General features: G+C 73.1%; 14 protein-coding genes. 13 read left to right on the top strand and 1 reads right to left on the bottom strand.

The window, feature by feature from the left end; all coding sequences use genetic code 11:
* Positions 1-73 precede the first annotated feature (73 nt).
* Positions 74-1,888, top strand: coding sequence for an NHL domain-containing thioredoxin family protein (locus tag ACXJMZ_RS28940; RefSeq protein ID WP_457032991.1), 1,815 nt, complete (start codon positions 74-76; stop codon positions 1,886-1,888).
* A 13-nt stretch (positions 1,889-1,901) separates the two neighbouring features.
* Here ACXJMZ_RS28940 and ACXJMZ_RS28935 read toward each other — a convergent pair whose 3' ends face one another.
* Positions 1,902-2,495 (bottom strand): GNAT family N-acetyltransferase, encoded by a 594-nt coding sequence (locus ACXJMZ_RS28935; protein ID WP_457032990.1) that lies wholly within the window; start codon positions 2,493-2,495, stop codon positions 1,902-1,904.
* A gap of 179 nt (positions 2,496-2,674) precedes the next feature.
* On the opposite strand from ACXJMZ_RS28935, the gene ACXJMZ_RS28930 reads away from it, so the two are divergent.
* Genes ACXJMZ_RS28930 through ACXJMZ_RS28875 form a run of 12 tightly spaced genes read left to right on the top strand, consistent with a single transcriptional unit; the run spans position 2,675 to position 14,448 of the window.
* Positions 2,675-4,126, top strand: a complete 1,452-nt coding sequence (locus ACXJMZ_RS28930) for an MFS transporter (protein WP_457032989.1) — start codon at positions 2,675-2,677, stop codon at positions 4,124-4,126.
* Positions 4,127-4,157: 31 nt separating this feature from the next.
* The gene (locus tag ACXJMZ_RS28925; RefSeq protein ID WP_457032988.1) at positions 4,158-5,234 is read left to right on the top strand and encodes an iron-containing redox enzyme family protein; all 1,077 of its coding nucleotides are present in this window, start codon (positions 4,158-4,160) and stop codon (positions 5,232-5,234) included.
* Positions 5,231-6,247, top strand: a complete 1,017-nt coding sequence (locus tag ACXJMZ_RS28920) for an EamA family transporter (RefSeq protein ID WP_457032987.1) — start codon at positions 5,231-5,233, stop codon at positions 6,245-6,247. Before ACXJMZ_RS28925 ends, ACXJMZ_RS28920 begins: the two co-directional genes overlap by 4 nt.
* Positions 6,244-6,507, top strand: coding sequence for an acyl carrier protein (locus ACXJMZ_RS28915; RefSeq protein ID WP_057234363.1), 264 nt, complete (start codon positions 6,244-6,246; stop codon positions 6,505-6,507). The genes ACXJMZ_RS28920 and ACXJMZ_RS28915 overlap by 4 nt, the downstream gene beginning before the upstream one ends.
* Positions 6,504-8,012: an amino acid adenylation domain-containing protein gene (locus ACXJMZ_RS28910; RefSeq protein ID WP_457032986.1), complete on the top strand. Its 1,509-nt coding sequence runs from the start codon at positions 6,504-6,506 to the stop codon at positions 8,010-8,012. Before ACXJMZ_RS28915 ends, ACXJMZ_RS28910 begins: the two co-directional genes overlap by 4 nt.
* Positions 8,009-9,181, top strand: coding sequence for an acyl-CoA dehydrogenase family protein (locus ACXJMZ_RS28905; RefSeq protein ID WP_457032985.1), 1,173 nt, complete (start codon positions 8,009-8,011; stop codon positions 9,179-9,181). The genes ACXJMZ_RS28910 and ACXJMZ_RS28905 overlap by 4 nt, the downstream gene beginning before the upstream one ends.
* The gene (locus ACXJMZ_RS28900) at positions 9,174-10,388 is read left to right on the top strand and encodes an acyl-CoA dehydrogenase family protein (RefSeq protein ID WP_457032984.1); all 1,215 of its coding nucleotides are present in this window, start codon (positions 9,174-9,176) and stop codon (positions 10,386-10,388) included. Before ACXJMZ_RS28905 ends, ACXJMZ_RS28900 begins: the two co-directional genes overlap by 8 nt.
* 2 nt (positions 10,389-10,390) lie before the next feature.
* Positions 10,391-11,203 carry a class I SAM-dependent methyltransferase gene (locus ACXJMZ_RS28895; protein ID WP_457032983.1) on the top strand — a complete coding sequence of 271 codons (813 nt, stop codon included), beginning with the start codon at positions 10,391-10,393 and terminating at the stop codon, positions 11,201-11,203.
* Positions 11,200-12,384 carry a cytochrome P450 gene (locus ACXJMZ_RS28890; RefSeq protein ID WP_457032982.1) on the top strand — a complete coding sequence of 395 codons (1,185 nt, stop codon included), beginning with the start codon at positions 11,200-11,202 and terminating at the stop codon, positions 12,382-12,384. Before ACXJMZ_RS28895 ends, ACXJMZ_RS28890 begins: the two co-directional genes overlap by 4 nt.
* A complete protein-coding gene (locus ACXJMZ_RS28885; RefSeq protein WP_457032981.1) occupies positions 12,381-13,397 on the top strand; it encodes a hypothetical protein in 1,017 nt (338 codons plus the stop codon). The genes ACXJMZ_RS28890 and ACXJMZ_RS28885 overlap by 4 nt, the downstream gene beginning before the upstream one ends.
* A complete protein-coding gene (locus ACXJMZ_RS28880; protein ID WP_457032980.1) occupies positions 13,394-14,200 on the top strand; it encodes a thioesterase II family protein in 807 nt (268 codons plus the stop codon). The genes ACXJMZ_RS28885 and ACXJMZ_RS28880 overlap by 4 nt, the downstream gene beginning before the upstream one ends.
* Positions 14,200-14,448 carry a hypothetical protein gene (locus tag ACXJMZ_RS28875; RefSeq protein WP_457032979.1) on the top strand — a complete coding sequence of 83 codons (249 nt, stop codon included), beginning with the start codon at positions 14,200-14,202 and terminating at the stop codon, positions 14,446-14,448. Before ACXJMZ_RS28880 ends, ACXJMZ_RS28875 begins: the two co-directional genes overlap by 1 nt.
* Positions 14,449-14,547 lie beyond the last annotated feature (99 nt).

Raw genomic sequence — 14,547 nt, 5'->3', positions numbered from 1 at the left:
CCGCACCGCCTGACGTCGTGTCGGATCCCGCTGGGAGAAATACTGCCGCAGGGTCATGCGGTTGGATGGGAGCATGGCTACTCGTGCACGTGTCCGCGCCCCCGAACTGGTGGGGAAGGGCGGCTGGCTGAACACCGGCGGCAAGGATCTGTCGCTGGCTGACTTCCGCGGCAAGATTCTCGTCCTCGACTTCTGGACCTTCTGCTGCATCAACTGTCTCCACGTCCTGGACGAGCTGCGGGAGCTGGAGGAGAAACACCGCGACACGGTGGTGATCGTCGGCGTCCACTCGCCCAAGTTCGTGCACGAGGCCGACCACCAGGCCGTGGTGGATGCGGTGGACCGGTACGAGGTGCACCACCCGGTGCTGGACGACCCGGAGTTGGTGACCTGGAAGCAGTACGCCGTGCGGGCCTGGCCGACGCTGGTGGTGGTCGACCCGGAGGGGTACGTGGTCGCGCAGCACGCCGGGGAGGGGCATGCGCACGCGATCGCCAGGCTGGTCGAGGAGCTGGAGGCGGAGCACACCGCCAAGGGCACGCTGCGGCGCGGCGACGGCCCGTACGTGGCGCCGGAGCCGGTGGCGGGGGACCTGAAGTTCCCGGGCAAGGCGGTCCGGCTGCCGGACGGGCACTACCTGGTCGCGGATTCGGGGCACCACTCGTTGGTGGAGCTGGCCGAGGACGGCGAGACGGTGGTGCGGCGGATCGGCGACGGCGAGCGCGGGTTCGTGGACGGTACGGCGCCCCGGTTCAGCGAGCCGCAGGGCTTGGCGCTGGCGCCCGAGGGGCTCGGCTACGACGTGGTGGTGGCCGACACGGTGAACCACGCGCTGCGCGCGGTCCGGCTGGCGGACGGTTCGGTCAGCACGCTGGCCGGGACCGGGAAGCAGTGGTGGCAGGGGTCGCCGACCGAGGGGCCGGCCGCCGAGGTGGACCTCTCCTCGCCGTGGGACGTGGCGTTCTTCGACGGCCGGGTCTGGATCGCGATGGCGGGGGTGCACCAGCTCTGGGCGTACGACCCGGTGGCGGAGACGGTCGCGGTCGCGGCCGGGACCACCAACGAGGGCCTGGTGGACGGGCCGGTCGCGGAGGCGTGGTTCGCCCAGCCGTCCGGGCTCGCGGTCTCGGCGGACGGCGAGCGGCTCTGGGTCGCCGACTCGGAGACCTCGGCGGTGCGCTGGGTTTCACGTGAAACACAGTCCGTGCACACAGCGGTCGGTACCGGCCTGTTCGACTTCGGCCACCGGGACGGCGCGGCCGACCAGGCGCTGCTCCAGCACCCGCTCGGGGTGACCGTGCTGCCCGACGGGTCGGTGGCGATCGCCGACACGTACAACCACGCGCTGCGCCGCTTCGACCCGGCCACGGGCGAGGTCAGCACGCTGGCCACCGATCTGCGCGAGCCCTCCGGTGCCGTGCTGGTGGGCGAGGACATCGTGGTGGTGGAGTCGGCCCGGCACCGGCTGACCAGGCTCCGGCTCCCCGAGGAGGCCGTCCGGGTGGACGCGGTCGCGCACCGTACCCAGCGCGCCGCGACCGAGGTGGCGCCGGGCGCGCTCCGCCTCGAAGTGGTCTTCCAGGCCCCCGGCGGGCAGAAGCTGGACGAGCGCTACGGCCCGTCCACCCGCCTGCTGGTCAGCTCCACCCCGCCCGAGCTGCTGCTCTCCGGCGCGGGCGCCGACTCCGACCTCACCCGTGAGCTGGTCCTCTCGGACCAGCTCACCGAGGGCGTCCTGCACGTCTCGGCGATGGCCGCCTCCTGCGACGACGACCCGGAGATCGAGTACCCCGCCTGCCACGTCCACCAGCAGGACTGGGGCGTTCCGGTCCGGATCACCCCGGCGGGGGTCAGCCGGCTGCCGCTGGTGCTCGCCGGCATGGAGTAGGACCGGGGGAAGGTCAGCCCGCCGCGAGGCGGGCGCTCAGCCGCTCCCTGGCCGTGGGCCACTCGTCGGCGAGCATCGAGAAGTACACGCTGTCCCGCCAGCTGCCGTCCCGGCGCTGGCGGGACCGGCGGAAGGTGCCCTCGTACTGGGCGCCGAGGCGCTTGATCGCGTTCTGCGAGCGCTCGTTGAGGTGGTCGGTCTTCCAGCAGACCCGGCCCATGCCGAGCTCCTCGAAGGCATGCCGGAGCAGCAGCAGCTTGGACTCGGTGTTGACCTCGGTCCGCCAGACCTGGCGGCCGTACCAGGTGCCGCCGATCTCCAGGCTCTCGTCGCCGGCGGAGGCGTCGAAGTAGCAGGTGACGCCGACCGCCTTGCCGGTGCCCAGGTGGATGACCGCGAAGGGGTCGCAGCTCGGGTCGTCGATCCGGTCGGTGAGGTTGGTGACCATCTCGTCGGGCGTGCCGGGGATCGGGACCGGGACCCAGCGGAACACCTCCTCGTCGCCCCCGGCCGCCTCGAAGAGGTCGGCGGCGTGGGCGGGGGTGAGCGGCTCCAGCCGGACGTGACGGCCGGTCAGGACAACGGGGGAGGGCAGCTTCGCGGTCATGCGGACAACGCTAGCCTTCCATTGAACTAGGTGCAACACATATATGTACTAGTGCAAAAGTTGCCAGGTTGCTGCCACCGCGCCTGCAGCTTGCTGACCCCGGAACCCCTGGGGCGGCCCGGCCGCGCCCGGCATCGTTTTCGGAGTCGTACTGACTCCAAGAAAGCGAGCCCGCTCCGATGGCTGTCCTGGCCGAAACTCCCCTGGTGGCAGACCCGCCGCCGGCACCGACCCGGTTGTCGGGTCAGCACAAGCTGATCCTCGCCCTGCTGTTGGGCACTCAGTTCATGCTCACGGTCGACTTCTCGATCCTCAACGTGGCGCTGCCCGACCTCGGCGCCGATCTGGCCTTCTCGAAGGCGAACCTGCAGTGGGTGGCCACCGCGTTCGCGCTGCCGGCCGCCGGTTTCACGCTGCTGTTCGGCCGGTTCGGTGACCTGTTCGGCCGCCGTCGGCTGTTCCTCGGCGGGATGGGCCTGCTGGCCGCCGCCTCGCTGCTCGGTGGTCTGACGGACAGTCAGCAGCTGATCATCGTGGCCCGGGTGCTGCAGGGCCTGGCCACCGCGATGGCCACCCCGGCGGCGCTCTCGCTGCTCACCACCGCCTTCCCGGAGGGCGCGCTCCGCGACAAGGCGCTCGGCCTCAACGGTGCGCTGCTGTCCGGTGGTTTCACCGTCGGTGCGCTGCTCGGCGGTGTCCTGACCGACGTGCTGACCTGGCGCTGGGCCTTCCTGCTCAACGTGCCGATCGCGCTGCTGGTGCTGTTCGTGGCGCCCGCCGTGATCAAGGAGAGCCGGACCCCGGAGCAGGTGAAGCTGGACATCCCCGGCGCCGTCACGGTCACCGGCGGCCTGCTCGCGCTGACCTACGGCTTCACCGCCGCCGGCAGCTCCGGCTGGGGCGACCCGGTCGCGCTCGGCTCGCTGCTCCTCGCCGCGCTGCTGCTGACCGCCTTCTACCTGATCGAGCGCAAGGCGGTCGCCCCGCTGGCCTCGGTCCGGATCCTCAACCGTCCCTCGGTCAAGTGGGGCAACATCGGCGGCTTCCTGGCCTTCGGCATGGAGACCGCGGTGGTCTTCATGATGACGCTGTACCTCCAGGAGGTGCTGCACTACTCGGCGATGGCCACCGGCCTGGCCTTCGCGGTGCCGGGTGTGGCCGCGGTGCTGGCCGGTCTCGGCGCGCCGAAGCTGATCGGCCGGTTCGGCAGCCGCAACGTGCTGGTCGGCGGCCTGCTGGTACAGGCGGTGGCCAATCTGCCGCTGCTCTTCCTCGGTGCGGAGAAGGGCTGGTTCGCCCTGGTCCTGGCGGTGCTCGGGGTCGGCTTCTACGGCAACGTGACCGCGATCGTCGCCTTCAACGTGACCGCCACCTCCGGCCTGCCGAACGAGGAGCAGGGCCTGGCCACCGGCCTGACCACGCTCACCCAGCAGATCGGTTTCACCCTCGGCATCCCGCTGCTCAGCTCGATGGTGGCGCTCGGCGCCTCCGGTCACCAGGACACCGGCTCCGCCGCGGCCCTGCTGGACGGCATCCAGCTCGGGGTCGGCGTGGACGTCGCGCTGACCGCGGTGGGCGTGGCCCTGATCGCCTACTTCCTGCGCCGCGCGGCCCGGCAGCCCTCGGCCTGAGTCCGTCCGAATCCCACACCCGAGGAGAACCATGAGCACCGCAACGGCCGAACAGCCGGTCACCGCCGTCGATGCGGCCGAGCCGGCCCCCGGATTCGGCGCCCGCCCGTCCCGCGAGTTCGTCGAGTCGTTCCTGCCCTGGCTGACCCGGGGTGCCGAGGAGCTGGACCGGGCCTTCGGCGAGCCCGCCGTCCAGGCCGAACTACTGGACGCCATCCGCTCGTTGGCCGTCCTGCGGGAGGCCGGCGACGAGGACGCGTTCTTCGCGCAGCAGTACCTGCTGTCCCGGATCTACGCCCTGCACCTCCAACTCCCCAGCGGTGCCTCGGCGGAGGGCTCGGTCGTGCTGCACGCCGTGACCCGGCGGCTGGAGCTCGACACGATGGCCGCCGAGGACGCCCGCCTGGACGAGGAGGTGCTGGCCGGCGCCCCCGAGGACGCCGAGAGCTACGTGCCGTGGCTGAAGGAAGTCACCCGCGCGCACCGGGCGTTCAAGCACCCGTACTACCACGAGTTCGTCCGGAACGAGGCGAACCCCTCGGACCTGCGCCGGTACATCGTGCAGGAGTCGGCGGTCGACTCCCGGTTCGACGACCTGCTGGCCCTGATGCAGCTCGGGACCAGCGGTGGCGCCAAGTTGGAGATCGCCACCAACTTCTGGGACGAGATGGGCAACGGCGACCCGCTGCAGGTGCACACCCTGCTGTTCGGCAAGATCATCGACTCGTTCGGGATCAGCGACGCCGAGCTGGAGGGCGGCCTCACCGCCGAGGCGCTGCTCAGCGGCAACCTGGCGGTGCTGTGCTGCCGTTACCGCAGCCTGTTCCCCGAGGCGGTCGGCTTCCTGGCGATGACCGAGTGGCTGGTGCCCGACCGGTTCTCCCAGGTGCTGCACGCCTGGCGCCGGCTGGACCTGCCGCCGGCCGCGATCGTCTACCACGACCTGCACATCGGGGTGGACGCCCACCACGCCAGCGGCTGGTTCGCCAACGTGGTCAAGCCCGCGGCGGCCGACCCGTCCACCCGCCGGGCGATGACCCGGGGCGCCCTGTGGCGGCTCAACTCCTCGGCCAGGTACCTGGATCACAGCCTGGCCTGGTCCCGGTGACCAGCTCGCACCGGCGGTTCCAGGTCATCGCCGCACTGCTCGCGGTGTGGGTGCTGTGGGGCTCGACGTTCCTCGGCATCCGGGTGATGGTCGGTGCCGCGCCCCCGCTGTTCGCGGCCGGGGTCCGGTTCACCGCCGCCGGGGCGATCCTGCTGACGGCGGTGGCCTGGGTCGCCCGTCGGCGGAACAAGTACGGCGCCCAGAGCACGTACGGCGCGCAGAACCAGCACGGCGTCCGGGAGCGGTTGCGCGGCCGGGCCGGGCGGTTCGCCCTGCTCGGGGTGCTGCACTTCCTGTGCGCCAACGGCCTGGTCAGCGTGGCCGAGCAGCGGCTCCCCTCGGCGGCGGCGGGTGTCTGCTTCGCCACCGTGCCGCTCTGGACGCTGGTGCTGCGCGCGGCCACCGGCGGGCGGCCGACCACGGCCGATCTCGCCGTGGTGGCCTGCGGGTTGGGCGGGGTGGCGCTGCTGCTCGGCTTCCAGCCCGGGCCCTTGCTGCCCTCGCTCCAGGTGTTGGGCGCCGCGGCGGTCTGGGCGCTGGCCGGCCATCTGGCCGCCCGGCCGGACCGCTCGGCCGGGCCAGCCGCGGGCCCCGCGCTCAGCTCGGCGGTCCAGATGGTCTCGGGCGGACTCGCCCTGCTGGCCGCCTCGGCGGTCGGCGGCGAGTGGGCCCGGATCCGGCCGGAGGCGCTCACCTCGGTGTCGTTCTGGCTGGCCGGGGCGCACCTGGTGCTGCTCGGCTCGCTGGTCGGCTTCTGGGCCTACATCTGGCTGGTGACCAAGGTCGACCAGCGGCTGGCCGGCACCTACGCGTACGTCAACCCAGTCGTCGCGGTGCTGCTCGGATGGCTGCTGCTGGACGAACACCTGCCGACCGGCGCCCTGTTGGGCACCGCACTGGTCACCGCCGCGGTCGCCTGGACGGTCCTCTCCCAGGGCACCCGCCGCACCCGCCCCCCGGCGGACACCCCTCCTCCCATCCCGCTCACTCAGACAACGAAGGCGAACACATGAGCACCATCGTGGCCGACACGGTCCGGGACAACCTGATCCACACCCTCGGCGTGATCAAGAAGCGCGAGGTCGGCGCCGAGCTGGCCGCCGACGACAACTTCATGCGGGCCCTGAACATGGACTCGCTGGACGCCGTCGAGCTGACGGTCCGTCTGAGCAGTGACCACGGCGTCGAGTTCGGCGCCGAGCCGGACGATCTGGACGCCCTGGAGAGCCTCGGCGCACTGATCGACCTGGTGGTCCGCCGGGGCACCAGGTGACCGGCAGTCTGCTCCGGGCGTTGGCCGGGCACGCCGAGGCGGCGCCCGACCGGGCCGCCCTGGTCACCTCGGGGCGGCAGCTCGGCTACCGCGAGCTCTACCGGGAGGCGGCCGCGGTCGCCGCCGGACTGCGCCGGCGCGGTATCGGCCGGGGCGCCCTGGTCGGGGTGCACGGCGAGAAGTCGGCCGCCGCGGTGACCGCCCTGCTGGGCGTGCTGCTGGCCGGTGCGGCGTACGTACCGCTCGACCCGGCCGCCCCGGCCGCCCGGCGGCGCAGCCTGGTCGGCGACGCCGGACTGGCGGCGGTGCTCGGGCCGAGGGGCAGGATGCCCCGGCTGACCGCCGAGCTCGGACCGGTCCGGCTGCTGGCCGTCGAGGACCTGGTGGAGCAGCACGCCGACGAGCCGTTCCGGCCGGCCGAGGTCGGTCCTGAGGACCTGGCGTACGTGCTCTACACCTCGGGCTCGACCGGGCTTCCGAAGGGCGTCTGCATCCCGCACCGGGCGCTGGACGCGTTCTTCGCGGGCGTCGGGCCGCTGCTGGAGATCGGCCCCGAGTCGGTCTGCCTGAACACCTCGGCGCTGCACTTCGACGTCTCGGTGGTCGATCTGCTGCTGCCGCTGCTGCACGGCGCCACCGTGCACCTGGGCCCGGCGCTGCCGCTGCCCGCGCTGCTGCTGGACCTGATCGAACGGGAGCGGGTCACCCACCTGGCGGCGGTCGGCTCCACGCTGACCCTGCTGGCCCAGCAGGGCAACGGTCTGACCGGCCGTCGGCTGGGCTCGCTGCGCCGGATCATGACCGGGGCCGAGGTGCTCAACCCGGCCACCGTGCAGTCCTGGCTGGCCGCGGCCGAGCAGGTCCGGGTGGTGAACGGCTACGGCCCGACCGAGGCGACCTGCCTGGTGGTGGCCCAGCCGATCGCCGAGCGCGAGCCCGACCGGACCGCGCACTACCCGATCGGTACGCCGCTGCCCGGCGTCACGGTCGCCTTCCGGGCCCCGGACGGCACCGTCACCGAGCACGGGCCCGGCGAACTCCTGATCGCCGGTGACCAGTTGATGACCGGCTACCTGAACCGACCGGAGGAGCAGGCGGCCGCCTTCCTGGAGGTGGCCGGGGTCCGGCACTACCGGACCGGTGATCTGGGTCGGCGCGGACCGGACGGTGTGATCGCCTTCGCCGGGCGGGCCGACGACGAGGTGAAGATCCGGGGCTACCGGATCAACCTGAACGAGGTGCGCGGATCGGTGGAGTCCCACCCGGCGGTGGCCCAGGCCTTCGTGGCCGCCGCCCCGGACGAGCGGGACGGCCTGGCGCTGGCCTGCGTGGTCCGGCTGCGGGCCGGGGCCGCTGTGGACCAGGCGGCACTGGCCGCGCACGTGGCCGGGGCACTGCCACGCTACATGGTGCCGCGCGAGTTCGTTCTGGTGCCCGAGTTCCCCGCGCTGTCGACCGGCAAGCCGGACACCGTCCGGCTGCGTGAACTCGTGGGGGCCCGATGACCGTCCTGCAGGGTGTCAGAACGGGCTGGTTCACCCCGGCCCAGGAGGAGTTGCGGGCCGGCCTGGCCGCCCACCTGGCCGCCGAGGTCGAACCGCACATCCCGGACTGGGAGGCGGCCGGCCGGTTCCCGGTCCGCGAGGTACTGGCCGGGCTCGGCGCGGGCGGCTGGCTCGGGCTGCGCTTCCCGCGTGAGCACGGCGGCGCGGGCGGCAGTGCCTGGGAGCACGTGGTGTTCGCCGAGTGTCTGGGCGGCCTGTCCTCGGACAGTGTCGGGATGACGCTCACCGTGCACAACGACATGGTGGCCCCGATGATCGCCGAGGGCGGCACCCCGGCTGCGGTGGACCGTTTCCTCCGGCCGGCGCTCACCGGGGAGTGCGTGCTGGCGCACGCGGTCTCCGAGCCGGGCGCGGGCTCCGACGTGGCCGCGGTGACCTCCACCGCCACGCCGGTGGAGGGCGGTTACCTGCTCACCGGCAGCAAGCGCTGGGTGGTCGGCGGCCTGTACGCGGACGCGTTCGCGGTGCTGGCCCGGCTGCCCGAGGCGCGCGGACCGTTCGGCCACGTGCTGCTGATGGTGCCGCTCGGCGAGGGCGTCACGGTGACGCCCGGTGCCCCGACGCTCGGACTGCGGGCGGCCGGGGTGGCGGGCACGGTCGACTTCGACCGGGTCTTCGTACCGACGGAGTACCGGATCGGCGGCCACGGGCTCGGACTGGTCACCCAGCTACGGCAGTTCGAGCAGGAGCGGATCATCTCCGCCTGCCGCGCGCTGGCCATCGCCGACCGGCTGCTGGAGCGCACCAGGGAGCGACTGGACCAGCGGATCAGCTTCGGCGCCCCGATCGGCAGCCGACAGGACGTCAGCTTCCGGCTCTCCCGGCTGCGCGCCGAGGTGGAGAGCGCGAGGCAGCTGGCGTACACCGCGATCGACCGCTGGGAGGGCGGCGCCGACTACCGCTCGGCCTCCGCGGCGGTGAAGCTCCGGTCCAGCCGGCTGGCCCGCACGGTGGCCCGTGAGTGTCTCCATCTGCACGGTTCCGCCGGGCAGTTGACCGAGAGCCCGGCCAACCGGGCGTTCCGGGACGCCCGGCTGTTCTCCATCTCGACCGGATCGGACGAAATGATGATGACCACCCTGGCACGGCTGGCGGGCTGGGATGACTGACACCGCCGGCCCTGCCGCCACCACCGCCGTCTCGCCGCAGCCCGACCTGGCCCCGCTGGTCACCCGCAGGGAGCCGGCCGCCAACCCGGACCAGGACTACGCGGACCGGGTGGCCGCCTTCGTGGCGGCGCACCCGGAGCTGCTGGCCACCGACCGCTGGGAGGATCCGGCCGTCCCGCCGGTCCGGGAGCTGATCGGTGCGCTCGGCGCGGCCGGTCTGCTCCGGGCCGCCTGGCCGGCCACCACCCCCGAGCCGGACGGCCGTAGCCCGCGCTGCCTGGCGCTCGGCCGGGCGATCCAGCTGCACACCGCCTTCGCCCAGGTCGCCAACGGTGCCCCCGGCGCCGCCGTACTGACCCAACTGGAGGTCGGCACAAGGCTGTTGACCGGTCATCCGGAGCTGCTGGACGGGCTGCTGGACGGCACCGTGACGGTCTCGCTGGCCGCCACCGAGCCGGACGGTGGCAGCGACCTCTCCACCCTGACCACCCGGGTCGGCCGGGACGGGGAGCGGCTCACCGTCACCGGGGAGAAGTGGTTCATCAGCAACGCCCCGTTCGCCGACCTGCTGCTGGTGCTGGCCGACGACCCGGAGCGGCACACCGGACCGCGTACCGGCCCGGCCCTGCTGCTGGTGGACACCCGGCAGGCCACCGCAGACGAGGTCGAGGTGACCGCCTTGGCGGGCTCCGGCCACACCGGGCTCACCGGCTCGATCAGCCTGCGCTCCGCCCCGGTGCTGGCCGTGCTGGCCCCGGCCGGGCAGGGCCTGCTGACCCTGATGCGGCACTGGATCCACGAGCGGGTGATGCTCACCGTCCGGATGACCGCACTGGCCCAGGCGGTGCTGGACGACGCGGTCAGCGGAGCGCGGCACCGGCAGACCTTCGGCAGCCCGCTGCTGACCAACCAGCACGTCCGGTTCCTGCTCGCCGAGCTCTCCGCCGAGGTGGCCGAGGTCCGCTCGGCCGCGCTCCAGGGCGTCCGGCTGCTGGTCGAGGGCGGCTGCACGGCGGCGTACGCCGCGATGTGCAAGTACCGGGCCTCGGTGCTGCTGCGCCGGGTCGCCGACGAGGCGATCCAGCTGGCCGGCGCCGACGGCTACTGCACCGGCCACCCGGCCGAACGGGCGCTGCGCGACGGCTTCGGGCTGGCGCTGGCCGGTGGCACCGACGAACTGATGCTCATGCAGATCGAGAGAGGATGACGATGACTCAGGAAATCCTGGAGCAGCCCGTCGAGGTCCCGGCCTGGGACGCGGGCCGCTACGACAGCCAGTTCGGCTATGTCTCCCGGCTGGCCGGCGGGGTGCTCGACCTGCTCGCCCCGCAGCCCGGCGAGACGGTGCTCGATCTCGGCTGCGGCACCGGCGAGCTGGCCGAGCAGATCCGCGGCCGGGGCGCCCGGGTGCTGCTGGTGGACAGTGACCCGGCGATGGTGGTGGCCGCCAGCCAGCGGCTCCGGCAGCCCGCCGTGCTGGCCGACGGCCACGACTTCAAGGTGGTCGAGCCGGTCGACGCGGTGTTCTCGAACGCCGCCCTGCACTGGATGACCCGCCCCGAGCAGGTGATCCGCTCGGTCCGCAGCGCACTCCGCCCCGGCGGCCGGTTCGTCGCCGAGATGGGCGGCGCCCGCAACGTCGCCGGGATCGTCGAGGCGCTGCGCACCGCGCTGGCCGAGCGCGGCCAGGACGCGGGCATGCGCTCGCCCTGGTACTTCCCCGAGCCCGGTGAGTACGCCGAACTGCTGGAGAACAACGGCTTCCGGGTCAGCCGGATCGAGCACTTCCCGCGCGAGACCGAGCTGCACGACTGCCCGGAGGGGGTGGTGGACTGGCTGCGGATGTTCGGCTCCGCCCTGGTCGCCCACCTGCCCGAGGCCGAGCACGACGACGTCTTCCGCCGGGCCGGCGAGCTGGCCGGGCCCACCCTGCGCCGGGACGGCCGCTGGTACGCCGACTACTGGCGGCTGCGGTTCGTCGCGGTCAGCACCGGGGCCGTCACCGGGGAGCAGGCCCGATGACCGTCACCGCCGAGCGGGCCACCGCGGGGCTGGACTCCCCGGCCTTCCGGCTCGACCCCTACCCCGCGTACGCCCGGCTGCGCGAGCAGGGCCCGCTGGTCTGGTCCGAGCCGGACCGCACCTACTACGTGACCACCCATCAGGCGGTCGGCGCGGTGCTGAAGGACAAGAACGCCTCGGTGGAGAGCCCGTTCCGGGCCTCCCGGGTGCTGTTCGGCCGGACCGTGATGGACGTGGACGGCCGCGAGCACGCCCGGCTGCGCTCGCTGACCAACCGCTCCTTCGCCGCCCCCGCGGTACCCGGCTACCTGGAGGACCTGGTCCCCAACTCGGTGCACCGGGTGATCGACGGCCTGGGCGGCAGCGGCCGGGCCGACTTCGTGGCCGGCTTCGCCAACGAGGTCCCGATCCGGGTGATGTCGCAGATCATCGGGGTCAGGACCGAGGACGTGGCCGAGTTCCAGTCCTGCACCGACGCGGTGATCGGCTACTTCGACGCCGCCACCCCCGACACCCGGCGGGCGGCCGTGACCGCCTGGGCGGGCATGCGGGAGCTGCTGCACCGCCGGGTGGACGAGCTCCGCCCGGCCCCGGACGGCAGCGTGATCGGCCAGCTGCTGACCGCCGCCGCCGAGGGCGCAGAGGTGGCCGACGACGAGATCGTCCGGCAGATCGGCCTGCTCATCCCGGCCGCCATCGACACCAGCAACCGGCTGCTCGCGAACGCCCTGCACGTGCTCTGCGCCCACCCCGAACTTCTCGAACGTGCCTACGCGGAGCCGGAGTTGCTGGAGGGCATCGTCGAGGAGACGCTGCGCTTCGAGCCGCCGATCCACAGCACCGTACGGATCTGGACCGGCGGCGAACTGCTCGGCACCGAGGTGCCGCGCGGCTCGCTGCTGACCGTCCTGCTCGGCTCGGCCAACCGGGACCCCGAGGTCTTCCCCGACCCGGACGTCTTCGACTCGGAGCGGCCGGCCGCCCGCCACCTGTCGTTCGGCGCGGGCCGGCACCAGTGCATGGGCCGCCGGATGGCGCTCGCCGAAGTGATCACCGCCCTGCGGATCCTGCTGGAGCGCTGCCCCGGCCTGCGGTTCGCCGAGCCGCACCCCGACCCGATCGAGGGCTTCTCGTTCCGGTCCCCCACCAAGCTCGTCCTCGCCTACGGGAGCACCAGATGAACGCCGGTCAGATCAGCCACCGCTCCGGGGTCACCGGCCTGGAGTGGGAGGCCGTGGAGAGCGTCTACTACGACTGCCACGTGGTGAGCCTGGCCCAGCTGCTGCCCAGCCGCCTGTTCGCCGCCTTCCTGCTGGTGGCCGGCGCGCCCCGGATCCAGGCCGACTGGGGCGGCCTGACCTGCCGCAACCTGCTGGACAGCGAGGCGGCCCGGGACGTGGTGCTGCTCCAGGAGTTCGGGGTGGAGAAGTACCACCTGCCGGTGGAGGGCGACCTGGCCGCCACCATCGAGGCCACCGTGCGCGAGCACGGCCACTGCATCGCCCGGGTGGACAGCTACTACCACGAGCACTTCCAGGAGTACTACCTGCAGGAGCACCGCACCAACGGCCACAAGGTCACGGTGATCGACTTCGACCCGGAGACGTGGACCGGCATCGACAACGTCGGCACCCGTACGCTGGCGCTCACCTTCGACCGGCAGCTGTTCGTCGAGTCGGTCCGCTCCAACCTGTTCCACGTCTACGAGAAGCACGACACGCTCTACCGGCTGAACGTCGGCGAGCGGGCGCTCGGCCTGCTGGAGTCCGGTGCGGTGCGCGAGCGCGAGGCGCGCGCGGTGGACGAGTTCCTGGCCGACCGGGCCCGGCTGGCCGGGGAGATCGAGTCGTACCGGCAGGCGTTCACCGACGCGCTGGCGGCGGGCGGCGTCCGGCGCTACGCCCAGTTCGCCAACTCGTACACCTCCGCGCTGATGACCGAGCGGGCCTACCTGGCGCTGATCGAGGCGTACGCCCGCTGCACCGAGCCCTGGGAGCGGCTGCCGGACGGCGGTGCGGGCCTGATGGCCGCGCTCAACGAGGCGGTCCGGGCCTGGCGGATGCTCAAGATGCTGTGCCGGACGGCCCAGTTGGGCAACGAGGTGAAGGACACCGCGCTGCTCGGCGCACTCGGCCGGGTGGTGACCGCCGAGCTGGCCACCGTCGACGCGGCTGCCGTGCCGGTGCCCGCATGAAGCTGTTCCTGCTCCCCCCGGCCGGTGCTTCGGCCGGGGTGTTCAAGGACTGGCCGGAGCGGCTGAGCGGTCTCGGCGTCCAGCCGGTGGCGGTCGAACTGCCGGGCCGGGGCGGCCGGTTGGGTGAACCGCTGCTGGATTCGGTGCCCGCGCTGGTGGACCTGTTGGTGGCCGAGCACACCCCGGCCCCGGGGGAGCGTTGGGCGGTGGTCGGGCACAGCATGGGCGCACTGCTCGGGGCCGCCTGGGCGGCCCGGGCGCACGCGCTCGGCCGGGCACCCGAGCTGCTGCTGGTGAGCGCCTCGGCGCCGCCCTGGCTGCACTCGACCGCCGCCGAACTGGTCGGCACCGACCAGGAGTTGTGGCAACGGGTGGCCGACCTGGGCGGGCTTCCCCCGGTGCTCAGGGCGCACCCGGCGGCCCGGCTGCTGTTCGGCCGGGTGCTCCAGGCCGACGTCACGGCGGCGGCCCGCTACCGCCCGGCCGGCCCTGAGCCGGTCGGCTGCCCGGTGCTCGCGGTGCGCGGCGCGGACGATCCGCTGGTGACGGCCGAGCTGCTGTCCGGCTGGGCCGCTCTCACCGACCGCGGATTCGAGGAACTCACCCTGCCCGGAGGGCACTTCTACCGGGACGGACTGGCCGACCTGCTCCCGGTGCTGGCTGGTCGGCTGACGGCAATCGGTCCGGCTGTCAGCAAGCTGTCAGCGCCGCGCAGCTTGCTGACGGACGGTCCGCCAGGTGGACGCTCCGGGCACGGAGATGATGGTGCACCTACCAAGTACGCCGAAAGGGTCGCCCGTTGATGGAGAGCACTACGCCGTACCGGGTGCTGGTCGGGACCGAGGACGCACTGGCCGCCGGGGTCGCCCCGATCGGTGCGGTCCGGCTGCTGGCCCACCTGCCGCCCGGCTGGCGGACCGTCCATCGCGCGCCGGCCACCGGGCTGCTGGAGCTGACCGGGTACGCCCCCAGCCTGACCGCGCTCCGGGCCGAGGTCACCCGGGCACTGGCCGACCCGGCGCTGCGGACCTGGCGGTTGGCCGAGGGGTGACACCAAGATGTCGTGCGCTGGCAGCTTGCTGGCGATCACGACCCGTCCTGTCCGCCCGCCGGGGCGGCAGACTTGACGAAGTCGGGCAGCGGGCCCGGC

Source organism: Kitasatospora sp. P5_F3 (genome assembly GCF_054049135.1).
This window is presented reverse-complemented; position numbering and strand designations above follow the sequence as displayed.